Here is a 21304-nt window from a genome sequence, read left to right on the forward strand (position 1 = left end):
CATGCGTCGGAGTGATCAGCGGCGGGGGCACGCGTGGGGCGTGCTCCTGGTGACGTGCGCGGCGGTGTGGGCGGCAGGGTGCAAGAAGGAACAGCCCCAGGCGAGCGCGCCGGTGGACGCGGGCGTGGTGGCCGTGGCCGCCGTGGACGCGGGCGTTCCGGACGCGGGAGCGGTGGCGGTGGCGAAGGTGGTGAAGCCGCTGCGGTTCTCGGACGTGACGCTCAGGACCGAGGGCCGCAACGTGAGGGTGACCTACACGCTGACCAACCCGGGGACGGCGCAGGGGCGCGGGGATGCGTGTCTGTCCCTGCACGACGACCAGGGCATGGTCATCGAGGTGAAGCGGATGGGCGGCATCACCGTGAAGGGGGGGACGACGGACTCGTTCGAGGACACGGTGTCCGTAGGCGAGACATTCTGGAAGCAGACCCGGACCGTGATGCTCTATACGGCGGGCGAGTTCCGCTGCTCGAACGGAGCGCCCACGGCGACCAGTGAGCTGCTGCGCCTGCTGCCCACGGGGCAGCCTGCTCCGGCGGACGCCCCCGCGCCCCATGCCCCTCAGGCCTCGCAGGCGACCGACTTCGAGGTGTCCGGCGTCGAGCTGACCCAGTCCGGGCAGTTCGGTGACGACTACACCCTCACGTACACGGTGAAGAACGTGAGCGACCACCGGGCGGCGGGCTCGGGGTGCCTGCGGGCCTACGTGGGGCAGGAGGACGCGCCCCACCTGGAGGAGTCGCCGGAGGGAGACTTCAGCCTGGCCCCGGGGGCTTCGGAGAAGATCGAGGACTCCGTCGTCTTCGACAACGAGCGGAACTGGGACCGGGTGATGGAGCTGCGCCTCTTCACCAGCCCCTTTGGCTGCGCGGACGGCGCGGACACGGACAACCTGGGCTTCAAGTTCATGAAGCCCGAGTCCATCCATGCGCCGGAGGAAGGGGTGGAGGGCGAGCCCTCCGGGGATCCCGAGGACGAAACGGGGATGGACTCGAGCGATGCCTATGACCCGGAAGAGGAGGTCCATCATGAGCAGCAGGCCCCGCATGGGGAGTGATGCGCGCAAGGTCCTGGGCTGGGTGCTGATGGGCCTCGCGGTGGTGTGGGGCGCCGGGTGCAAGAAGGACGCGCCCGCGGCCAGCGCCCCCGTGGACGCGGGTGGGGAGGCCGCCGCCACGGTGGATGCGGGCGTGCCGGACGCGGGGGCCCTGGCGAAGGTTTCGAAGCCGCTTCGCTTCTCGAACGTGGGGCTGAAGCACGTGCAAGACGGCGGCGTGACCGTGACCTACACGCTCACCAATCCGGGCACGGCGCAGGGGCGTGGGAGGACGTGCCTGATGCTTCTGGATGAGCGCGGCCTCGCCATCGACTCCCGGTTGATTGGCTTCATCACCGTGAAGGGCGGATGGGAGGACACGTTCGAGGACGCGACGAGCGTGGACGATCTGCGGTGGAACCAGGCCCGCTCCTTGATGCTCTTCACGACGGCGTCCGCTGTCTCCTGCTCCGAAAGCCCCCCCGCGCCGACCAGTGAACCCTTCCGGATGCTCCCCACGGGAACACCCGCGCCCGCGAACCTGCCGCTGCCCGATCCGCCGCCGGATTCGACGCCGGCGGACATCGAGGTGTCCGGCCTCCAGCTCCGACAGGGCGGGACCCCGCCGGACCCCACCCTCACGTATACGGTGAAGAACGTGAGCGACCGCCGGGCCTCGGGGACAGGGTGCCTGCGGGCCTATGCGCGGGAAGGTTCCTACGCCCTGGAAGAGGTCGACGTCGGGGAGTTCGACCTGGCCCCGGCGGCTTCGTCGACCCAGACGGTCCCCGTGGCCTTCCACAAGGCCCGACACTGGGAGGAGGCGACGGTGCTGCGCTTCTTCGTGGACCCCTATGGCTGCGAGATGTCCGGGGGAGCCGGCAACCCGGGCCTGCCGGTCGACCTCCCGGCGAAGGCCGACAGTGAAGAGGCTCATCATGATGCGGAGTGACTGGAGGGCGCGGACCCTGTGCGCGTGGCTCGTGGGGAGCGCGGCGCTGTGGGGGGCGGGCTGCAAGAAGGAACAGCCCCAGGCGAGCGCCGTGCCTGACGCGGGCGGCGGGGTCCGGGTGCAGGCGGGTGGGCCGGACGCGAAGCCGGTGAAGCCGCTGAAGTTCTCCGGCGTGACCCTCGAGCGCACCACCCCGTATACCGTGGACGTCACGTACACGCTCACCAACGCGGGGACGGCGCAGGCGCGTGGAAGCTCATGCCTGGCGCTGTTGGACGAGAAGGGCTTCGTCATCCATGAAGGGGAACTGGGACACATCACCGTGAAGGGCGGCACCGACGACGTCTTCGTCGACCGCGCCTACGTGATGGAGGACCTCTGGCAGGACGCCCGGACGGTGCTCCTGTACACGGCCCGGGATTTTCACTGCACGCAAGACGAATTCCAGGCGGCCAGCGAGCCGTTGCGATTGCGTCCCACGGGAAGCCCCGCCTCCGCGGACGCGCCGGCGCCCCGTCGGCCGGGAAGGCCACAGCCGGGAGAGCTCGTGCTGTCCAACGTCGGCCTGCGAAGGTCAGGCGAAGACAACGAGTACCGCTTCCAGTACACGGTGAAGAACGTGAGCGCCCGGCGCATCACTGCCGAAGCCTGCGTCCAGGGGCATGGCGAGGACGAGGACGTGAGCGAGGACAGGGCCTCCGCGTTGGCGGACTCCTTGCGCGGCTTCAGCCTGGCGGCCGGTGCGACGCAGACCTTCACCAGCAGCGTCCTTTTCGTGGATGCGCAGCGCTGGGGCGAGGTGGTCGCGCTGGACGTGTTCCTCGACAAGCGGGGATGCAAGACGAAGCCGGTGGCGGCGGCAGCACGCGTGCGGTTCGCCATGCCCGAGGTCGTTCCTGTTCTCGGCGAGGACACGGAGGTGGACGAGGGCGACTCCGATGAGGACGCGGCGGAGCTGGACGTGCACGACGCTGGCCCCGACGAGGAGGAGACGGGGATGGATTCGAGCGACGCCTACGACCCGGAAGTGGAGTTTCCGCAGCAGCGGACGCCTCCGGATGAAGAGACGGCGGACTGAGAGGGCATTCCCATGGACCTGGCCACATCCCCGCTGTTCGAGCGGCTCCAGCGCGCGGACCACGTGCTCCTCGCGGGCGCGGGAGGCGGCTTCGACATCTACTGCGGCCTGCCGCTGTACTTCCGGCTGCGCGCGATGGGCAAGCGCGTGTCGCTGGCGAACCTGAGCTTCACGGTGCTCGAGCGCGTGGACGGACGCGTCGTGGCCCCGGGGGTGATGGAGGTCCGCGCGGAGACGCAGGGGCCGGCGCACTACTTTCCGGAAGGCGTGCTCGCCCGCTGGTTCCAGGCGCGAGGCGAGGCCGTCTCCATCTACTGCTTCGACAAGGTCGGCGTCGCGCCGCTGAGCGCGGCCTGGGCCGCACTGCAAGCGGAGCTGGGCTTCGACACGGTGGTGCTGGTGGACGGCGGCACGGACATCCTCATGCGCGGGGACGAGGCCGGGCTGGGCACACCGGAGGAGGACATCTCGAGCCTGGCGGCGGTGGACTCGCTGACGCTGCGGGACAAGTTGATCGTCTGCCTGGGCTTTGGCGTGGATGCCTTCCACGGCATCTGTCACGCGCACTTCCTGGAAGCCGTCGCGGACCTGAGCCGGCGCGGGGCCTACCTGGGCGTCACCGCGCTGCTGCCGGGGATGCCGGAGGTGGACCGCTATCGGGAGGCGGTGATGTTCTCGTCGGAGGAGATGGCCCGGCGGCCCAGCATCGTGTCGCTGTCGGTGGTGGGCGCCATCGACGGGGACTACGGCGACCAGCACCGCACGTCGCGGACACAGGGCAGCAAGCTGTGGATCAACCCGCTGATGAGCATGTACTGGGCGTTCGACCTGGACGCGGTCGCGAAGCGGTGCCTCTACCTGGACCTGCTGCGGGACACGAACACGAGCTGGGAAGTGGGCGCGCGCATCGAGGTCTTCCGGAACCAGCACCCCACGAAGCCGTGGCAGGACATTCCCGTCTAGCGCACGGGCATTCCGAGCGCGTAGGTGACGGCGCCCTTGCCCTTCTCGCGCACCTGGCCCACCTCCCAGGCGTAACCGGGGCTCAGGAGGCTTTGCGTCAGGGCCTTCAGTTCCTCCGGCCGGTGGGCCCGGAGCGTGGACACCTGTTCGCGAGCACGTCCACCGCCGCGTCGAACATTCCCATCCGCGTGGCCACGGTGTGCAGGGAGTCCGTGGACAGGTTGCGCACCGCGCGTGGATACCAGGGCTGATCAATCAGCTCGAACAAGTGCAGGCGGGGCAGCAGGGCGGGGCGCTCGGTGAGGGGGAGTCCATGCGGGACAAGGTGCCGCCCGTACGCGCGGGATGCACTGACCGTCCGCGCCAGAACGGCTTGCCGCTCGCGCCAGACGGTCGCTAGCGTCCCTGCCCGTGATGTCCTCCGCTCCCCCCTCACTCTCCGCCCGGCTGGCACGGCAGGGGCTGCTCGCGGCGGCGAAGCGCGGCGTGCCCGCGGAACGCCTCTGCGAGGACGTGGGATTGCGGTGGTCCGACCTGGGCGACCCGGAAGCGCGCATCCCCTACGCGGTGCTGGACGACATCCTGGAGCGGGCCGTGGCGCTGACCGGGGATGACAACCTGGGGCTGCACATGGCGGGCATGGACGTGATGGACGCGGACGACCCCGCGTCGCTCGTCATCCTCACCAGCGCCCACCTGCGCGAGGCCATGGTGCGCGGCTGCCTCTACCAACGCGTGTGGGGCGACGGCGAGCGCTTCCTCGTGGAGGCCACACCGCACGGGGTGCGCATGCGCTTCACCCCGGTGGGCCCTTCGTGGCGGCCCGCGCACCGGCACCTCACGGAGGTCGCGCTGGTGCAGCTCGCCATGGGCGTGCGGGTCTTCACCGGCGCGGACGTGCGGCCCGTGCGCGCGCGCTTCGTCCACGCAGCGCCGGCGGACCTGCACGAGCACGAGGCCCTCTTCGGCTGTCCGCTGGAGTTCAACACCCCGGTCAGCGACCTGGAGTTCTCCCACGCGGACGCGGACCGCCCGTTCGTCCACGCGGACGCGCTGCTCAACGCCGTGTTCGAATACCCCGCCCGCCGCGCGCTGGAGCGGTTGCCCGTCACGGACATCCTGTCGGACCGCGTGCGCGAACAGGTGCGCCGGACGCTGGCGGGGGGCGACTTCTCCTTCGCCGCCGTGGCGCGCGCCCTGCGCGTCCCCTCCCGCACGTTGCAGCGCCAGCTGGCTGCGGAAGGGCGGACCTACGCGGGCATCGTGGAGACGCTGCGCCGCGAGCTGTCCCAGGGCTACCTCCAGCGGCGCATGTCCATCGCGGAGGTGTCCTTCCTGCTGGGGTACGCGGAGCCGGTCGCCTTCCACCGCGCCTTCAAGCGCTGGTGGCGCACGTCCCCGGAGGCCTTCCGCAAGGCCCGGGCAGGGGGCTGACAGGCAGGCGTCGCTCCGCGGCCTTCCGTGCAGGGAGGCAGGACTCCGTCCGGAAGCGGGCGTGCCTACTTTTCCCGCTAGAGGGCCGGGACCCTCGGGGAGAGACGACCATGTGGACACGCCACTTCAACGGGCTCGTCGTGCTGGGTGTGATTGGAACGGTGAGCTTCACGGCGGGCTGCAATGAACGTCAGCAGCAGACCGTCAACGAGAACGCCCGGCAGGTCGGGCAGGAGGTAGGCGAGGCGGCCAAGGACGTCCAGCACGGCGCCAGCCGCGCCGCGGAGAGCGTCCGCGAGTCCAGCCGCGAGGCCGCCGACGGCTTCCGCGAAGGCGTGGGCGGCTCGGGCGACACGGCCTCCGAGGAACAGAAGGCCGACGAGCGCAGCGGTGACGGACCGGACATCGGCCGCAACCCGGGCGTCATCCACGACGGGGAAGGGCCGCTGGAAGAACACTGAAAGACGCACCGGGCCAGACCCCGTGCTGCCCGGCGGTGTGTTTGAATGTGGACCATGGTTGCGGCCCCAGCCCACCGTGGTCCTCTTCAGTCCCCTGGCCGTTGGCTGTGGCTCTTGCCGTGCCTGATGACGGTGGCGTGCGCGACGACGAGGAGCGAGGTGACGCGCGTCCCCACGCTGGAAGAGAACTGCAATGGCGGGAGCGCCTACGCCTGCGAGAACTGGGGGAAGCAGCTCCAGGTGGACCACCGGATGGAGGAGGCGGACCGGGCCTTCGGGCTCGCGTGCGCGATGGGCTCCACGTCCGCCTGCCTGACGCAGGGCAAGGACCGGCTGGCGCGGGGGGACCTGGACGGCGCGGAGCCGCCGCTGCGCAAGGTGTATGACGAGGATTCGGAAGAGGCCGCGCTGGCGCTCGCGGACCTCCAGGACGCGCGCGGGGACGTGGCCGGCGCGGCGCACCTCCGCTACGAGGCGCTGGCCATCGACAAGTCGACGACGGAGTTCGCGTTGGGCTGGCGCGTCCCGTTCGACGGCGGATTGGGCCTGGCGCTGGACGTGAACGTGCAGCCCATGGGGCTCAAGGCGCGGCGGCTCACGCTGGGCGCCAACATGGGCCTGGACGCGAAGCGGGTTTCGCTGAACGCCACCGTGGGCTACCAGCACTTCGTGACGAACTGGTTCGCGCCCTATGCCCGGGCGCTCGTGGGCCCGTACCTGGATGCGGAGCGCTCACGGCGCAACCCCATCAACCTGGGGGCCGAGGTGGGCATGAAGTTCTTCGCGGGGCCCCTGGGCCACCTCGGTACCGGGTTTGGCACCTCGCTGGACGGCTCCACCTACTACTTCCTCGAAGCCGGGCTGGACTGGGTGCTGACGCTGGTGGTGCTCGCGCACCTGTGACGGCTCAGGCCACGCCCAGCTTGGGGCACACGTCGTTGAGGAGGCACTCCGCGCACTTGGGCTTCTTGGCCACGCAGGTGTAGCGGCCGTGCAGCACCACGGCGGGTCCGAAGAAGGTCCAGTCGTCCTTGGGCACCAGCTTCATCAGGTCCGTCTCGATGGCCTCCGGCTTCTCCTGCTTCGTCAGGCCCAGGCGCTGGCTGACGCGGGCCACGTGCGTGTCCACGATGATGCCGGAGGCCTGCTGGAAGGCGGTGTTGAGCACGACGTTGGCCGTCTTGCGCGCCACGCCGGGCAGCTCCACCAGGTCCTCCATGCGCGGCGGCACCTCGCCCCGGTGGGCGTCCAGCAGCGCGCGGCTCATGGCCTGCACCGTCTTGGTCTTCTGCTTGAAGAAGCCGGTGGGCTTGAGGTCCTCCTCCAACTCGGCGGTGTCCGCGTCCGCGAGGGCCTGGGGGCCGTCGTACTTCTTCCACAGCTCGGCGGTGACGCGGTTGACGCGCTCGTCGGTGCACTGCGCGGCCAGGATGGTGGCCACCAGCAGTTCGAAGGGCGTGTTCCAGTTCAGCTCGTACTTCGCGTCGGGATACTTCTCGCGCAGGCGTTCGAGCACCACGGGGACGAGGGAGGCGGGTTTCATGGGCGGGTCCTCACATCGACCGTTCGACGAGCGCCGTCAACTCCGCGTCGGTGAGCGGAAGCGGATTGCCCTTCATGCTGCTGGCGGCGCGGGCCTTGGTGACGAGCTCCGGGACGGCCTCGGTGGTGAGGCCCATGTCGTGCAGGCCCCGGATGCGCACGGCGTGGACCAGGTCCTTCACCCAGGCGATGCCGTCCTCGGCGCGGGCGTTGGACTGGCCGGTGAGCAGCACGGCGAGCTCGTGGAAGCGGGGCAGGGCGGGGTGCTCTGGAGCGCGGGAGCGCAGCGCCTCCAGGTTCACCTCCAGCGTGGCCCCGAGCAGCGCGGCGCACAGCGCCCCGTGGGCCGCGCCGAGCATCCCGCCCAGCGGCGCCGCGAAGCCATGCACCGCGCCCAGGCCCGCGTTGGCCAGGCACAGGCCGCCGAAGAGGCTGGCGAGGGCCAGGTCCTCGCGCTCCGCCGGGCCGGGGCCGTGCAGCACCGCCTTGCGAAGGGAGCGGGCCGAGCGCTGCATGCCTTCGCGCGCGAGCGCGTCCGTGAGCGGCTGGGCGCGGATGGACAGGAACGGTTCGATGAGCTGCGACAGTGCGTCCAGGCCGCCCGCCGCGAGCACCTCCGCGGGTGCATGCTCCAGCAGGTCCGGATCCACCAGGGCCACGCGGGGGAGCATCATCGGGCTGCGCAGGCTGGCCTTCACGCCGGCCTCCTTCGAGCCCAGCACCGCGTTGCGTGTCACCTCGGAGCCGGTGCCCGCCGTGGTCGGCACGGCCACGAACGGTAGCGGCGGCTTCGTCAGCGCCTGTCCCCGGCCGATGACCTCCAGGTAGTCCAGCGGGTCGCCCCCGTTGGCGGCGAGCGCGGCGATGGCCTTGCCCGCATCGAGCGCGCTGCCACCGCCCAGGGCGACCACGGCGTCACAGCCCGCGTCCACGGCGGCGGCGGTGCCTTCGCGCGCGAGGTCGACGGTGGGCTCACCCGGGACGCGGAAGGAGGCGGAAGCAATGCCCAGCCGTTCGAGCCCCGCGCGGACGGGCTCCGCGCGGGCGGGGTTCGTCCCGGTGACGAGCAGGACCTTCCGGCCGCCGAGGCCGCGCACGAGGTCGGGGACTTCCTGGACGCGGCCCGGGCCGAAGAGGACGCGAGTGGCGGTGGCGAACTCGAAGGGGGCGGTGGACATCGGTTACCAGGCTGCGTCGTCGGGGAAGCGGTTGGTGTAGCGGCGGGCGGCGCGGGGCTCGGCCATCATGGAGGTGACGGTGTCACGCCACGTGAGGTAGTGGGCGGTCTCCTTGTGCGCGGCGGGGGCGTCGGGGGAGCGGTAGGCCTCCACGAGGACGAAGCGGGTGGGGTCTTCGTTGTCCTGGCAGACGTCGAAGCGGGCGATGCCGGGCTCCTTCACGCTCTCGCGGGCGTTGGCGAGGGTGGCCTGGAGGAAGGCGTCGACGTGCTGGGGCAGCACGTGCACATGGACATGGATGACGAGCAGGCTCGTGGGCATGGCGCGCACGGTAGCGCGGGCGTCCCTGAGCGGAAACCGCTAGGGTTCCGGGCCGTTCACTCCCTCATTTTCGGAGCAAGACAGCGCATGGTCTCGGACCTCTTCGACGCGTCCCGCTGGCAGCCGGTGGAAGGCCACAAGTTCAAGGACATCACGTTCCACCGCGCGGTGGATCAGGGCACGGTGCGCATCGCGTTCAACCGGCCGGAGGTGCGCAACGCGTTCCGTCCGAAGACGGTGGACGAGCTGGCCCGGGCGCTGGAAGCCACGCGGTTCATGACGGACGTGGGCGTGGTGTTGCTCACGGGCAACGGGCCGTCGCCGAAGGACGGCGGGTGGGCGTTCTGCTCGGGGGGAGACCAGCGCATCCGCGGCAAGGACGGCTACAAGTACGAGCCGGGGGAGGACGCGGCGGATCCGGCGCGGCTGGGGCGCCTGCACATCCTGGAGGTGCAGCGGCAGATCCGCTTCATGCCGAAGGTGGTGATGGCGGTGGTGCCGGGCTGGACGGCGGGTGGCGGGCACAGCTTGCATGTCGTCTGCGACCTGACCATCGCGAGCAAGGAACACGGGATGTTCAAGCAGACGGACGCGGACGTGGCCAGCTACGACGCGGGCTACGGCTCCGCGCTGCTGGCGCGGCAGGTGGGGCAGAAGCGGGCGCGGGAGATCTTCTTCCTGGGCCAGGCCTACACGGCGGACGAGGCGTTCCAGATGAACGCCATCAACAAGTCCGTCCCGCACAAGGATTTGGAGAAGGTGGCGCTGGAGTGGGCGGCGGAGATCAACACCAAGAGCCCCACGGCCATCAAGATGCTGAAGTATGCCTTCAACCTGCCGGACGACGGGCTCGTGGGCCAGCAGCTCTTCGCGGGTGAGGCCACGCGTCTGGGTTACGGCACGGAAGAGGCACAGGAAGGCCGCGACGCGTTTGTTCAAAAGCGCAAGCGCGACTTCAAGCGGTTCCCCTGGACGTACTGAGCAGGCGCTATCCTGAGGCCGTCCGAGGGGCCTTGGATGCGCGTGTCGCAATAGGCGTCGCCAATACTTCTGTCACTGATGCTGGGCTTGGGATGTGCTCATTCACCAAGCCCGGCTCCGCAGCATTGCGTGATCGCGGACTCCGCCGAAGGCGTAGGAGCGTCGCTTGCGACAGGCGGGGCGGGAGCAAGGGATTGTCAGGCGGAGCATGAAGCCTGCTTCCGGGAGTGTTGGCGGAAGAGCCGACCTCCGTACCCGCACAAGCATGACGAGTGGTACTACAAACGCTGCACAGCGGACTGCGGCAAGGCGTTCAACGACTGCGTGGATGAGGAAGGCGAGCAAACATCCAGCGCGCAACGCCTGGAGTTCGAAAATGTGCGGCAAGCCAAGGAATGGCTGCTGGAGCACAAGTCTGAAGTCGCGCTCGGCACGCTGGTCATTGTCGGTGGCACCGGCTTCATGCTGACCATTGGCGCGGCTGGTGCTTTGATCCTGGTCCCCCTCGCTCTGTAGGAAGACCCATGGCCTACAACTCCAATTTCGACGTCGATGCCGTGATGGGCGTTCTTGGGACGATCGGTGAGCGGTTCCAGGATGGAACGCCCGAGGACGAAGCACTTCGTATCGCAGCGGTGGCCCTGCTCTACGTCCGCGAGAACGGAAAGCTGGAGGACTATCGCGAGTACTTCCAGAAGTTCTTCATCCCGGCCACGGAGTCCCTTGTCGTAGCCCAGTCGTTCTCGACAGCCGAAGAGGCGGACGCCTGGCTCGCGCAGGGGCTGGGGCAGGAGGGCGACCTGGTTCGTGTCGCGGGAAAGGGCTTCCGGGTCATCACTCGAAGGAAGGGCGGCGGGCTGATGTTTCTTCGCACGCCACTTCCCGACGAAATGGAGCCCTGAACAGCTCAGATGTTGATCCGCGAGCTGACCGTCCGGACGTCCAGGCCCAGTGCCGCGAACTCCGCGGCGTGGGTGCGGAGCAGCTCCAGCAGCCGGGGATGCAGGTCTTCCTCTTCGTTGGACAGGATGAATCCGTAGTTCGTCTTGGAAAGCATCCAGGAGATCCACAGCATCTCCGTTGCCTCATCCGGCGTGGGCGCGACGTCCAGGTCCTCTTCCGTCGACAGCGCGCCTCCCTTGCCCCAACGCAATCCCAGACACGAGTACAGGACTTCGCCCGCGTCCTCCCACTGGAGGTTGTTCGCCCAGGCGTGACGGAACGTCGCGAAGAAGATGACGTAGCGGCAGAGGCTCTTCAGCGCCTCCACCTCACCGGCCTGCGGCCTCTCCGTCCGCGTCACCGCGCTCACGGCCTTGGGGGGCGGCTCCGCGACCTTCGCGCCCAGGTCCATGCGCTCCGAGCGCACGAACCACAGCGCTTCCTTCCCCGGCACCTTCGCTCTCAGATAGCGACACACGAACGCTGGCGCTGAATGCGCGACCAGGTCGTCCGAGAACCGGTGCACCTCCTGCCATTGCGCTTCAATCTCCGCGCCGTGCTCCGCGAAGAACGCGTCGATGTGCTCCCCGAGCAGCTTCCAGAACAACTGCCCTGCCTGCGCGTAGCGGTGTCCCTCGCAGACCGGTGTCGCGGGCGCGAAGCCCTTCCAGTCGTAGCTGCCCAGCAGGTGCTCCAGCCGCTGGTTGATGCCCCCTTCCGTCAACGCGCTGGCCCGAGAGATGTATCCGGTGGGTCCCACCAGGAATCCGTTGGCGGAGTGGTTGATCAACACCACCTCCCGCAGGTGCGGCATGAGCAACCAACGCAAGGGATTGCGCCGCAGGTTCCGGTGCGCGGCGATAGCGTACTGCTCGACGTTGAAGTGGCACTGCCCCAGGTGGTTGCCCAGCTCCACGTCCAGCGTCGCGCTCACCCGCGCCATCCGCTTCGCCGCCTCCCACGCCGCGCCATCCGCGGGCGTGTACGTCCGCCGCGTCACCGGTGAGCCGGGCGCCGTCGCTCCGGGCTCCCGCATCCCCAGGATGATCCGCTGGGGCATCAGCTTGCCGTCCACCAGCCGCAGCCGGAGGTCCACGTCCGGTAGGCAGTGCACGCCGTCCTGCTCATAGGCATTCCAGGGCAGATACAGCCGGAAGGCCTGCGCATCCCCGGGCACCTCCGGGTCGCGGTCCAGGATGCTGGAGAACATCCCGTTGAGCAGCCGTTCCCCGAACCACGCGTCACTCCGCGTGGAGCCCGGCGACTCGCGCTCCATCCGGACCGTCATCGCCTCCGGGTAGTCCGCCTGGATCTTCGCGAGGCTCGGCGTCTGCCCCATCCGGATCTGCAGTTGGTGCTGCCGCTTCACCAGCTCGATGGGCGCGACCGCCTTGAGCATCGCCAGCGCGCGTCCTGGCGCATACGCCGTGGGCGGAGTGCCTTCCTCCACCACCAGCAGGCGCGCCAGCGGCGTTGACGGGTCGTATTCCCAGTACGGCAGCCGGAGCGTCCCGAAGTCGTACTCCAGCCCTGTGTGATCATCCGGCCCCCGCTCCGAACCGATGCGCTTCCACGTCTCCACCACCCGGCCGTCCTGGCGGAACGTGTGCTGCGGTTCGAAGAAGCGCAGCTCCAGGTCCGGCAGGTCGCCTTCACCCGCGTCCGCGGGGTCGTAGCGGATGACGAACGACCCATCCGCGCCCGTGAAGGTCTCGCCCAGGAAGTCGTCCGGCGTGCCGAAGTCCCGGTCCCACAGCTCGACCTTGAGGTGATGCAGGGGGATGGGGCCTTGCGGTCCGTCCTGCTCGAACATCAGCCGGCCGGTGACGACGGCGGGGAGGGTCGAAGGATCCCTTGGCGCTCGCGGTGCACGCACGCGCTGGATCAGGTTGCGGCTGACCGCCAGCCGCTCCTTCAATCCCAGCCCCGCGTACCACCGGGCCAGCTCCTCCGCCTCCAGGAGCGGCGGCTCCTCGGCCTTCGAAGAGAACCCCAACGAGGTCAACAATCGGCGCCAGGCGGTGCGCATCAGCTCCGCGCCTCAATCCCATCCGTGGTCGGGGACGACCCGCGATAGGTCCTGCTGGAACCACGAACACAAAGGGCGCGACGGGAAGCGGGCTTCATCGCGCGGGAAGGTACCACGCCCCGGGTCGAGCGCCGCCCCGCGCCCCTGCGGCAATCCCATACCCGGGCGCTCGCCCCGGAGGGCGACCCGCTATCGATTTCAGTGCAGGCCCCGAGCGAACGGGCCGTGATCAGCCTCCACGCAGGAGCCTGTCTTGTCCGGCCCGCTTTCGCCCGCGTACTTTCTGGTTCACGTGCTAGTGGAGGAATCCATGACTGTCGATTACACGCTGACGATTCGCACGAGTTCGAAGCTCGGCGCCGGAACGAACGCGGCCATCTCCGTGGTCCTGGTGGGAACGAAGGGCGAAAGCCAACCGCAGGCCCTGGACAAGCGCTTCCACAACGACTTCGAGGCCGGCGCGGTGGACGCCTACTCCGTCAGGTCCGAGGACCTGGGGGACCTGCTCCTGCTCCGGTTCTCCAACGCGGGGGGCGGCGTCGGGGGCGACTGGCTCCTCGACTCGGTGACCGTCACCGCGCCGGGGAAGCACTGGTTCTTCCCGTACTACCGCTGGGTCCTGGCCAAGGCCTCCGCCGAGGTCCTCGAGGGCACCGCCCGGCTGCCCCAGCAGGTCCAGCACGAGCGGGAACGGGCCGCCCGGAACGACCTGCTCCAGGCCCGCCAGCGCATGTATCCCTGGCGCCCCGCGGAGGCCACCGCCGGGCTGCCCGGCGCGCTCGACATCTCGGAGGAGCGCCCGCTGCCGAAGGACGAGCTCTACCGGGGGCTCGTGGAGGGCAGCTACGAGGTCGTCATCGCGAAGACGCTCGCGGCCATCAAGCTGCACATGCCCGTGTTGAGCAAGGCGTGGAACGGCCTCGTGGACGTCTTCGACTTCTTCAAGGGCATCGAGCTGCCGACGATCGCCAGGCGCTGGCAGGACGACATCGAGTTCGCCCGGCAGGCCGTGCAGGGCATCAGCCCCGTCCACATCCAGTCCATCACCGCGCTGCCGGAAGGAATGCCCCTCCAGGACTCCGAGCTGCGGGGCCTGTTGTCTCCCGGCACGACGCTCCCGCAGGCGCTGGCCGGCAAGCGTGTCTTCCTGCTCGACTTCGAGATCCTGGGCGACGTGCCCATGTTCAAGAAGGCCGACAAGGAGGGCGTCGAGGAGCGCCGGTGGGCGCCCGCGTCCCGGTGCCTGCTGTACCTGGATGACACGCAGCAGCTGCGGCCCATCGCCATCCAGCTCGGCCGCGACCCGGCGCTGGATCCCGTGTTCACGCCCAATGACAGCCAGCACGACTGGCTGGCCGCGAAGATCTACCTCCGGTGCAGCGAGGGCAACACGCACCAGATGGTGGGCCACGCGCTCCGGACCCACTTCGTCGCCGAGCCGTTCGTCATGGCGACGATGCGCAACCTCCCGGACCCGCACCCCGTCTACAAGCTGCTGCGCCGCCACTTCCGCTACACGCTCGCCATCAACGACGGTGCACGGAAGGGGCTGCTCGCCGCGGGTGGCGTGTTCGACGACCTCATCGCCACGGGCGGCCCCGACCAGGGCCACGTGTTCCTGGGCAAGAAGGGGTACAAGGCCTGGACGCTCGCGGACAACAAGCCGCGCCCGGACATCGAGCGCCGTGGCGTGCTCGACCCGGCGGTGCTCCCGCACTACCCCTACCGCGATGACTCGCTGCTCCTGTGGGAGGCCCTGGAGGAGTACGTCGGTGGGGTGCTCGGGCACTTCTACGCGTCCGACGCGGAGCTGGTGCGCGACACCGACATGCAGCGCTGGTGGAAGGACCTCGTCGACCACGGCCTGCCCGTGGAGAAGCTGCCGTGCGCGGAGCTGAAGCGCGTCTCCGACCTCACCGACATCCTCACCACCGTGCTCTTCACGGTCAGCGTCCAGCACGCGGCGGTCAACTACCTCCAGTACGAACACTACGCCTTCGTGCCCAACGCGCCCCTGTGCATGCGCCAGGCGCCGCCGCGCCAAAAGGGCGTCCTGGGGGAGAAGGACATCGACGCGATGATTCCTTCCAAGACGCAGATGCTCTGGCAGGTGGCGGTGGGCCGCGCGCTGTCCAGCTTCGGGGACGACGAGGAGTACCTGCTCCACGAGGGCGGCTGGCGCGAGGACTACTTCCAGGAGCCGGAGCTCATCGCCATCCGCGACCGCTTCCATTCCCGCCTCCGCGCGCAGAGCGAGGCCGTGAAGGCGCGCAACGCGAAGATCGCGGTGCCCTACACCGTCCTGCAGGCCGACCGCATCCCCTGCGGCATCACCGTCTAGCGCCGTCAGGAGACCCTTCCCGTGCCCAACGCTCTTTCTCGCGGCATCTTCAACCTGTTCTTCGGCGCGAAGCGAAAGCCGTTCGCGTCGCTGCCCGGCCCCCAGCCGGGGATCCTCGGCACCGCTGGGGACTTCCTGGGGGCTTCCCCCTGGGACGTCTGCGCGCGCTACGGCCGCGAGTACGGCGGCGTCACCCTCATCTGGATGGGCCCCAACCCGGGGCTGGTGCTCAACGACCCGGCGCTCATCGCGGAGGTCTACGAGTCCCCCCGCCGGATGGAGTTCGAGAAGGGGAACATCAGCGAGCAGATCCGCCCCTCGACGACGGACGACACGTCCTTCACGGCGGAGCTGCGAGGAGACTGGGTCCAGAAGCGCGACATGGAGCCCACGGCCCGGCCATGGGCCGCGGAGTCGCTGGCGGAAATGGTGGGTCCCATGCAAGCGGCCATCTCCGAATCCGTGGACGCGCTCCTGAAGCGGGACGCCATCGACCTCGCGCCGGATCTGCGCCGGCTCACGTTCGATGCGTTCTCGGTCGCGCTGGTGAGCGAGAAGCTGCCGGATCAGGTGTTCGAGGACTTCATGCTGCTGGCGAAGGCGGCGGATGCGCGCATCCAGGCCAAGCTGCCGCTGAAGTTCGTCAAGCCGCCCAAGGGCTTCGAGGAGGCGAAGGCGCGCTTCTACGGGCACTTCGTGGACCGCATCCGCGAGGCGCGCAAGCGGCAGGGCTCCCGGGCCGTGGACGTCATGTCGCGCTACCTGGAGGAGCAGCCGGGCATTGACGACCAGGTGCTGGCGCACATGCTGGGCGGCACGTACTTCGGCGGGGCGTTCTCCTCCAGCGTCACGCTGGTGGGGGCGTTCCACCAGCTCAACAAGTATCCCCAGGCCGCCGAGCGCCTCGCCGCCGAGGCAGCCTCGCTGGTGGCGGACGGGCCGCTGACCTTCGGGAAGCTGGAGGGCGCGAAGTGGACGGAGGCGGTGGCGTTCGAGTCGCTGCGCATCCTGCCGGCGGTCCGGGTGATGACGCGCACGCCGTCAAAAGACGCGCGGCTGGCGGGCGTCACGTTGCCGGCGGGTTCGATGATCATGATCACGAACCAGCACCTGCACCGGGACCCGGCCCACTGGCCGGATCCCGACACGTTCAAGCCGGAGCGCTGGCTGGATGGGGGCACGACGCGGGATCCACTGGGGAGCGGCCACTTCTTCCCGTTCGGCCGGGGACCGCGCGCGTGCGTGGGCGCGGACTTCGCGATGACGTTCCTGAAGACGGCGCTCGCGACGATTGCCTCCCGGGTGAAGGTCCACGTCGATTCCACGGAACCCTTCGAGGAGGGCTTCTTCTTCGGCGTGGTGCTGCCCAAGGGTGTCACCGGGAAGCTCGTCGCGCGGACGGCCCCGTCATCCGAGGACGTACGAGTCCGGAGCGCCTAGAACGGATCGCCAGGGGCCTGCCGGCCGCCGACTTCCTGGCCCAGGCCGGACGCTGACCGGAGGGGGCGAGCAGAGCCGCCTCGACCCTCGCCGGCCAGCCGAGCCGATACGACTCTCGGTGCCTGCCGACTGCTACTGGCTCGCGAGCTCGTACGGCCTGAGAGACACCACCGCGTTGCCGCGTGCTCCGCTGTAGTTGGTGTAGGTGTGGTTCTTCTCCAGGGTGTAGAACGAATCGACGTAGTCGTCGTCGTTGGTGAACCATTCACCCGGCATGCGATCCACCAGCCCGCTGCCCAGGGCCACCAGGGCGCCGATCTCCGGCTGGCCGATGGAGGTCAGGATCTGGCTCGCGACCGTGAACAGGTAGCTCACCAGCTCCTGGTAGCTGGTGTTGTCGTCGTGCTCCATGAGGATGACGTTCGCCGCCGCCCAGCGGTAACGGTCCCAGAAGATCAGGACCTGGTTCGGGGAGTAGGTCCTACCGTCCGTGTCCAGATAGGGCATGTCGACGATGTCCAACTGCGGCGCGTCACGGCTGGGGTCGACACCATTGACGATGGCATAGACCTCCGCGTTACCGGAGATCCAGGGCTCCTCGTCGTCGTTCAGGTAGATGCGATCAAGGATCGTCACCGGCGTGCTGGTCGCCGCGGCGGCCGTGTCCAGGACGGGCAGGGGATGTTGCCCGAGGGCCACGAGGTGCTTGCGCATCAGCTTGATGCCGGCGGCCAGGTCTCTGCGCGCGTCGATGTCCACCACCAACACCGGCTGCTCGGGCATGCGGTGCACGTCGAGGCGGTGCACGCGGCCAAGGCCATCGAAGGCCTCGATGAATCGCCACTGGGAGTCATTGCCATCCGGTTCGTACGCGTAGAGGGGTTCAACGCCTTGCTGCAATGCCGCCAGCATGGACGCGCTGGCCAGACGAACCTGCAGCAGGCTGTCGAGTTCACGATCGATGCCCTTGAGCCGACGGATGTTCAGGTCCGCTCGCTCCGCCACGCCCGTGACGGAGGACGGGGCCGGCACGGTGCTCAGCCATTGCTTCAGATCCACCGCGAGGTGCTCGCCGCTCAAGTGGGAAGCGAGAGCCTTTCGCAGCACCGGGTCCTGCTGCGCCAGGGTCAGCGCCACCTCGCGCTTGTCGGCGGCCAGCGACACGCTGATGCGTTCGCGCAGCGCCGCTGGCTTCATGGCGGCGGCTCGAGCTTGGGGGGCTACGTTCACGCAAACGAGCAGCGCGATGACCATCCCTATCCGTTTCATTGGATTCTCCGGTGGGTGAGCGAGGGTCCTGGGCCAGCAGCCGCAGGTGCACGGCAACGCTGGCCTGGCCATTATTCATCGCGGCCTGGATTCATGGATATAGAAGAAAAAGCCGGATTGCGTGAGCCGCTCCCAGCGAGGCCGCCGTTCGCGTGCATGCCGGCGGTGCCGAGGCCTCCTGGGATGCCAGTTGCAGGGACCCGGGCCGGATGAGCCCGGTCCCCGCGGCTGCCTCACTTCATCAGCGCGACATCGAAGCGTAGCCGTCCACGTACCCGATCGTCGGGGCGTACTGTCCGATGTGCTCGCGGACCGGGCCGGGCAGGTCGGAATCCAGGTCGCTGGCCGACTCCTGCACCGTCAACGGCTGACTCGCGACGACCTGCACGGTGAATGCACCCTGGTTGTTGTTCTCGTTGCTCTCCGCGATGACCGCGTCCACGTCCGCCGCGAGGACCAGGTAGTAGGTCCCCGGCGCGATGGCCGTCGAGAACGTGATGGCCGTGGGCGCGACGGAGAACGTCCCCGCTCCGGCGCCCACGGAGATCCCGCCGATATAGCTGAGCACGTTGTAGCTGGCGTCCGTCAGGAAGACCCCGATCGTGGACGGGGCATTCACGGGGCACGCGGTGTAGAGGTCCGCGGTGAAGCTGACAGTGCCGCCCGGCGTGATGGTCGAGGGCGTCAGCGTTCCGGCCGTGAAGAAGAAGTCGGGCAGCTTGGTGGTGCCAATCAGCGTGTCGTCGCCCCACGGGGTTCCAAAGTCCGCTTCGACCTGGATGTAGAAGCTTTGCGGAACGCAGGCGTTCACGGCCGCATCCAGCACGGTCTGCGCACTGGCCTGGACCGTGGCGTAGGAGAAGGACGCAGACTGGGTGCCAGTGGGAGGCAGGTAGAGCCCCGTTCCGGCCCGCCCGAGCAGGATCTGCGTTGAGCGCATCAGGACCCGGTTGCTGGTCCCCTGCCGGGTGGCCGCCAGGTAGAACCGGAGCTGTGCTGACGCCAGCGGGCTGCTTCCATTCAGGGCATAGTTGATCGTGAAGATGGAATAGGGATTGGGAATCGTCGCGGGGGCGGTGACCGTCGTGACCCCGATCGCCGCTTGAGCAGGAGCCGCGGCAATGAAAGTCAATGCGAAGACCGCCACCAGGAGCTGCTTGAGTTTTGTCATTCCTTGAGAATGGAAAATCTCAGGCATTCAAATCAAGAGTTCTTGGCGAGGGTGGGAATTGCCCCGTCTGAGGTGGTTTTTGCCCTCGGGGGAATCCACTATTGCTTTCGCATCCTTGATAGTATTTGCGAGGTGGCGGTGGATGCTTATGCGGCGTCGTGAAAGATGATTCCCGCCGTGTGTCTTTGACCGGAGCGCACGCGGCTGACGCCGTGCCGGAGGTTGACGCGGTAGGTGCCGCGCGTGCCCTGGACGGGACGGTGGTGCACCGCGAAGACGACCGCGTCTCCCTGGCGCAGGGGGACGACCTCCGCGCGTGACTGCATCCGGGGACGCTGCTCCGTCAGCACGAACTCGCCGCCCGTGAAGTCCCGTCCGGGTTCGGAGAGGAGCACGGCCACCTGGAGCGGGAAGACGTGCTCGCCATACAGGTCCTGGTGCAGGCAGTTGTAGTCGTCCACGCCGTAGCGCAGGAGCAGGGGAGTGGGCCGCACCTGTCCGGCTTCATGGCAGCGCGCGAGGAAGTCCGCGTGCGCGTCCGGAAACCGCACGTCGATTCCCATCGCTGTGTTCCAGCGGTTCGCGATGGGCGCGAGGCACGGGTAGAGCGCCGTGCGCAACTCCGTCACGGCCTCCGGCAGCGGATGGTCGAAGTATTTGTATTCACCCCGTCCGAACCCGTGCCGCGCCATCACCACGCGGCTGCGGAAGGCGTCCTCCACGTCGTAGAGCCGCGCCAATGCCTCGCACTCGCCGGGCGTGAGCAGGTGCTCCAGTACGGCGCACCCTCGCGCATCCAGCTCCCGGCCCGTTCCCTCCCAGTCCACCGCACGCACCCGCGCCGGGACTCCCGCCACGGCACGGACCGCGAGCGCACCGGCACGTCGTGCGCTCATCGCTGGGCTCCGCGCGCCAGCCCGCGGCGCGGGGACTCCACGGGGCTCGTGGCATGCTCGGCCTCGCGGTCCAGCAGCGCGCGCTTGCGCTCCACGCCCCAGCGATAGCCAGACAGCGCGCCGTCGTTGCGCACCACCCGATGACACGGAATCACCACCGCCAGCGCGTTCGCGCCGCAGGCCTGCGCAACAGCCCGCACCGACTTCGGCGAACCAATCCGCTCCGCGATGTCCGTGTAGCTCGCCGTCTTGCCCGCCGGAATCTCGCACAGCGCCTGCCACACGCGCTGCTGGAACGCCGTGCCTCGCACGTCCAGGGGCAGGTCCAGCCCCACGCCTGGCGCCTCCACGAAGCCCACGACCTTCGCCACCAGTTGTTCGAACTTCGCGTCCCCGCCGACCAGCGTCGCCTGCGGGAAGCGGTCCTGGAGATCCTTCGCCAGGGCGTCCGGATCATCCCCCATCAGGATGGCGCACACGCCCCGGTCACTCGTGGCCACGAGGATGGGGCCCAGTGAGCACTCCGCGATGGCGAAGCGGATCTCCGTGTTCGCGCCTCCGGCGCGAAAGTTCGTCGGTGTCATGCCCAGGACCTGGCTGGAAGTTTCGTAGAAGCGACCGCTGGAGTTGAACCCGGCGTCGTAGATGGCCTCGGTGACGGAGCCACGCTTCGTCAGCCCCGTGCGGATCCGCTCCGCCCGCTGCGCCGCCGCGTAGCCTTTGGGCGTCAGCCCGGTGGCGGCCTTGAACACCCGGTGCAGGTGATAGGGGGACAGCCCCGCGCGCTCCGCCAGCTCCTCCAGACTCGGCATCTGTTCGGAGGCCTGGATGAAGCGGCACAGCTCGGCCACCCGGTCCGCATGCTTCACGGCGAGCGAGGGCTCCCCCGGCTTGCAGCGCCTGCACGCGCGAAACCCCGCCTGCTCCGCCGCCGTCACCGTGGAATGAAACCCCACGTTCTCCGGGCGGGGCGTCCGGGCGCCACAGGACGGGCGGCAGAAGACGCCCGTCGTCCGCACGGAATAGAAGAAGCGTCCATCCGCCGCCCCATCCCGGGCGACGACCGCCGCCCAGCGAGGGTCGCCCAACGTCGCCGCCGCGAGGGCCTCCGTCTTCGTCGCCATGCACTGCCTCCCTTCGAGAGCGGTCTCCATGACCACGACGGGAAACCTAACCCCCGGAGTCCAGACCAGCACTCCGCGCCTTGCGGTCGAATTCGGACCGGCATGGAGCATGGCGTCATGGCGTGACGCGGCCCGGTCTTGCTGGG

General features: G+C 69.0%; 21 protein-coding genes. 12 read left to right on the plus strand and 9 right to left on the minus strand.

Annotated features, from left to right (window positions below; all coding sequences use genetic code 11):
* The first annotated feature begins 1 nt into the window (after position 1).
* From D7X32_RS11710 to D7X32_RS11725, 4 genes are read left to right on the plus strand one after another with little or no spacing between them, the layout of a single operon-like run.
* On the plus strand, positions 2–1057 hold the full coding sequence (locus D7X32_RS11710; protein WP_147450113.1) for a hypothetical protein: 1056 nt from the start codon (positions 2–4) through the stop codon (positions 1055–1057).
* On the plus strand, positions 1029–1988 hold the full coding sequence (locus D7X32_RS11715; RefSeq protein WP_147450114.1) for a hypothetical protein: 960 nt from the start codon (positions 1029–1031) through the stop codon (positions 1986–1988). Before D7X32_RS11710 ends, D7X32_RS11715 begins: the two co-directional genes overlap by 29 nt.
* Positions 1975–3066 (plus strand): hypothetical protein, encoded by a 1092-nt coding sequence (locus tag D7X32_RS11720; protein WP_120602610.1) that lies wholly within the window; start codon positions 1975–1977, stop codon positions 3064–3066. The genes D7X32_RS11715 and D7X32_RS11720 overlap by 14 nt, the downstream gene beginning before the upstream one ends.
* A 12-nt stretch (positions 3067–3078) precedes the next feature.
* Positions 3079–4029, plus strand: a complete 951-nt coding sequence (locus D7X32_RS11725; protein ID WP_120602611.1) for a DUF1152 domain-containing protein — start codon at positions 3079–3081, stop codon at positions 4027–4029.
* Here the strand turns inward: D7X32_RS11725 and D7X32_RS45415 are convergent.
* Positions 4026–4172, minus strand: a complete 147-nt coding sequence (locus tag D7X32_RS45415; protein ID WP_158625660.1) for a hypothetical protein — start codon at positions 4170–4172, stop codon at positions 4026–4028. The genes D7X32_RS11725 and D7X32_RS45415 overlap by 4 nt on opposite strands.
* A 271-nt stretch (positions 4173–4443) precedes the next feature.
* Here D7X32_RS45415 and D7X32_RS11730 point away from each other — a divergent pair, with 271 nt between their 5' ends.
* From D7X32_RS11730 to D7X32_RS11740, 3 genes are all read left to right on the plus strand, one after another.
* Positions 4444–5463: an AraC family transcriptional regulator gene (locus D7X32_RS11730; protein WP_216618566.1), complete on the plus strand. Its 1020-nt coding sequence runs from the start codon at positions 4444–4446 to the stop codon at positions 5461–5463.
* A 110-nt stretch (positions 5464–5573) separates the two neighbouring features.
* Positions 5574–5924: a hypothetical protein gene (locus D7X32_RS11735; RefSeq protein WP_208752394.1), complete on the plus strand. Its 351-nt coding sequence runs from the start codon at positions 5574–5576 to the stop codon at positions 5922–5924.
* A gap of 114 nt (positions 5925–6038) precedes the next feature.
* On the plus strand, positions 6039–6827 hold the full coding sequence (locus tag D7X32_RS11740) for a hypothetical protein (protein ID WP_147450115.1): 789 nt from the start codon (positions 6039–6041) through the stop codon (positions 6825–6827).
* 4 nt (positions 6828–6831) lie between these two features.
* Here the strand turns inward: D7X32_RS11740 and nth are convergent, their stop codons facing one another.
* From nth to D7X32_RS11755, 3 genes are read right to left on the minus strand one after another with little or no spacing between them, the layout of a single operon-like run.
* The gene (gene nth, locus D7X32_RS11745; protein WP_120602613.1) at positions 6832–7467 is read right to left on the minus strand and encodes an endonuclease III; all 636 of its coding nucleotides are present in this window, start codon (positions 7465–7467) and stop codon (positions 6832–6834) included.
* A 10-nt stretch (positions 7468–7477) separates the two neighbouring features.
* A complete protein-coding gene (locus tag D7X32_RS11750; protein WP_120602614.1) occupies positions 7478–8644 on the minus strand; it encodes an iron-containing alcohol dehydrogenase in 1167 nt (388 codons plus the stop codon).
* Between the two features lie 3 nt (positions 8645–8647).
* Positions 8648–8965, minus strand: coding sequence for a putative quinol monooxygenase (locus tag D7X32_RS11755; protein ID WP_120602615.1), 318 nt, complete (start codon positions 8963–8965; stop codon positions 8648–8650).
* Between the two features lie 87 nt (positions 8966–9052).
* Here D7X32_RS11755 and D7X32_RS11760 point away from each other — a divergent pair, with 87 nt between their 5' ends.
* The 3 genes from D7X32_RS11760 to D7X32_RS11770 all read left to right on the plus strand — a co-directional run bounded on the left by D7X32_RS11760 (position 9053) and on the right by D7X32_RS11770 (position 10848).
* Positions 9053–9946: a 1,4-dihydroxy-2-naphthoyl-CoA synthase gene (locus D7X32_RS11760; protein WP_120554826.1), complete on the plus strand. Its 894-nt coding sequence runs from the start codon at positions 9053–9055 to the stop codon at positions 9944–9946.
* Between the two features lie 324 nt (positions 9947–10270).
* Entirely contained in the window at positions 10271–10462 is a 192-nt protein-coding gene (locus D7X32_RS11765; RefSeq protein ID WP_120602616.1) for a hypothetical protein, read from the plus strand.
* Between the two features lie 8 nt (positions 10463–10470).
* Positions 10471–10848 (plus strand): hypothetical protein, encoded by a 378-nt coding sequence (locus tag D7X32_RS11770; protein ID WP_120602617.1) that lies wholly within the window; start codon positions 10471–10473, stop codon positions 10846–10848.
* Positions 10849–10853: 5 nt separating this feature from the next.
* Here the strand turns inward: D7X32_RS11770 and D7X32_RS11775 are convergent, their stop codons facing one another.
* A complete protein-coding gene (locus D7X32_RS11775) occupies positions 10854–12917 on the minus strand; it encodes a lipoxygenase family protein (RefSeq protein WP_120602618.1) in 2064 nt (687 codons plus the stop codon).
* Between the two features lie 310 nt (positions 12918–13227).
* Here D7X32_RS11775 and D7X32_RS11780 point away from each other — a divergent pair, with 310 nt between their 5' ends.
* Together D7X32_RS11780 and D7X32_RS11785 are read left to right on the plus strand one after the other, a co-directional pair.
* Positions 13228–15258 (plus strand): lipoxygenase family protein, encoded by a 2031-nt coding sequence (locus tag D7X32_RS11780; protein WP_120602619.1) that lies wholly within the window; start codon positions 13228–13230, stop codon positions 15256–15258.
* A 21-nt stretch (positions 15259–15279) separates the two neighbouring features.
* Complete coding sequence (locus D7X32_RS11785; RefSeq protein WP_120602620.1) at positions 15280–16698, plus strand: cytochrome P450; 1419 nt, start codon at positions 15280–15282, stop codon at positions 16696–16698.
* Positions 16699–16830: 132 nt separating this feature from the next.
* On the opposite strand, the gene D7X32_RS11790 is transcribed toward D7X32_RS11785, so the two are convergent.
* The 4 genes from D7X32_RS11790 to ada form a co-directional block, all read right to left on the minus strand.
* Positions 16831–17952 (minus strand): DUF3103 domain-containing protein, encoded by a 1122-nt coding sequence (locus D7X32_RS11790; RefSeq protein WP_244238970.1) that lies wholly within the window; start codon positions 17950–17952, stop codon positions 16831–16833.
* Positions 17953–18208: 256 nt separating this feature from the next.
* Positions 18209–19165, minus strand: a complete 957-nt coding sequence (locus D7X32_RS11795) for a CARDB domain-containing protein (RefSeq protein WP_120602622.1) — start codon at positions 19163–19165, stop codon at positions 18209–18211.
* Positions 19166–19284: 119 nt separating this feature from the next.
* On the minus strand, positions 19285–20034 hold the full coding sequence (locus D7X32_RS11800) for a 2OG-Fe(II) oxygenase (protein WP_120602623.1): 750 nt from the start codon (positions 20032–20034) through the stop codon (positions 19285–19287).
* On the minus strand, positions 20031–21158 hold the full coding sequence (gene ada / locus D7X32_RS11805; RefSeq protein ID WP_120602624.1) for a bifunctional DNA-binding transcriptional regulator/O6-methylguanine-DNA methyltransferase Ada: 1128 nt from the start codon (positions 21156–21158) through the stop codon (positions 20031–20033). Before ada ends, D7X32_RS11800 begins: the two co-directional genes overlap by 4 nt.
* Positions 21159–21304: the final 146 nt, after the last annotated feature.

Origin of the sequence: Corallococcus carmarthensis (genome assembly GCF_003611695.1) — a bacterium.
Lineage (GTDB): Bacteria > Myxococcota > Myxococcia > Myxococcales > Myxococcaceae > Corallococcus > Corallococcus carmarthensis.

Excerpts from the sequence above, each read along its gene's own strand:
- D7X32_RS11710 (WP_147450113.1), top strand. The coding sequence starts at position 2 with ATGCGTCGGAGTGATCAGCGGCGGGGGCACGCGTGGGGCGTGCTCCTG.
- D7X32_RS11715 (WP_147450114.1), top strand. The coding sequence starts at position 1,029 with ATGAGCAGCAGGCCCCGCATGGGGAGTGATGCGCGCAAGGTCCTGGGC.
- D7X32_RS11720 (WP_120602610.1), top strand. The coding sequence starts at position 1,975 with ATGATGCGGAGTGACTGGAGGGCGCGGACCCTGTGCGCGTGGCTCGTG.
- D7X32_RS11725 (WP_120602611.1), top strand. The coding sequence starts at position 3,079 with ATGGACCTGGCCACATCCCCGCTGTTCGAGCGGCTCCAGCGCGCGGAC.
- D7X32_RS11730 (WP_216618566.1), top strand. The coding sequence starts at position 4,444 with ATGTCCTCCGCTCCCCCCTCACTCTCCGCCCGGCTGGCACGGCAGGGG.
- D7X32_RS11735 (WP_208752394.1), top strand. The coding sequence starts at position 5,574 with ATGTGGACACGCCACTTCAACGGGCTCGTCGTGCTGGGTGTGATTGGA.
- nth (WP_120602613.1), bottom strand. The coding sequence starts at position 7,467 with ATGAAACCCGCCTCCCTCGTCCCCGTGGTGCTCGAACGCCTGCGCGAG.
- D7X32_RS11750 (WP_120602614.1), bottom strand. The coding sequence starts at position 8,644 with ATGTCCACCGCCCCCTTCGAGTTCGCCACCGCCACTCGCGTCCTCTTC.
- D7X32_RS11755 (WP_120602615.1), bottom strand. The coding sequence starts at position 8,965 with ATGCCCACGAGCCTGCTCGTCATCCATGTCCATGTGCACGTGCTGCCC.
- D7X32_RS11760 (WP_120554826.1), top strand. The coding sequence starts at position 9,053 with ATGGTCTCGGACCTCTTCGACGCGTCCCGCTGGCAGCCGGTGGAAGGC.
- D7X32_RS11770 (WP_120602617.1), top strand. The coding sequence starts at position 10,471 with ATGGCCTACAACTCCAATTTCGACGTCGATGCCGTGATGGGCGTTCTT.
- D7X32_RS11775 (WP_120602618.1), bottom strand. The coding sequence starts at position 12,917 with ATGCGCACCGCCTGGCGCCGATTGTTGACCTCGTTGGGGTTCTCTTCG.
- D7X32_RS11780 (WP_120602619.1), top strand. The coding sequence starts at position 13,228 with ATGACTGTCGATTACACGCTGACGATTCGCACGAGTTCGAAGCTCGGC.
- D7X32_RS11790 (WP_244238970.1), bottom strand. The coding sequence starts at position 17,952 with ATGGTCATCGCGCTGCTCGTTTGCGTGAACGTAGCCCCCCAAGCTCGA.
- D7X32_RS11795 (WP_120602622.1), bottom strand. The coding sequence starts at position 19,165 with ATGCCTGAGATTTTCCATTCTCAAGGAATGACAAAACTCAAGCAGCTC.
- D7X32_RS11800 (WP_120602623.1), bottom strand. The coding sequence starts at position 20,034 with ATGAGCGCACGACGTGCCGGTGCGCTCGCGGTCCGTGCCGTGGCGGGA.
- ada (WP_120602624.1), bottom strand. The coding sequence starts at position 21,158 with ATGGCGACGAAGACGGAGGCCCTCGCGGCGGCGACGTTGGGCGACCCT.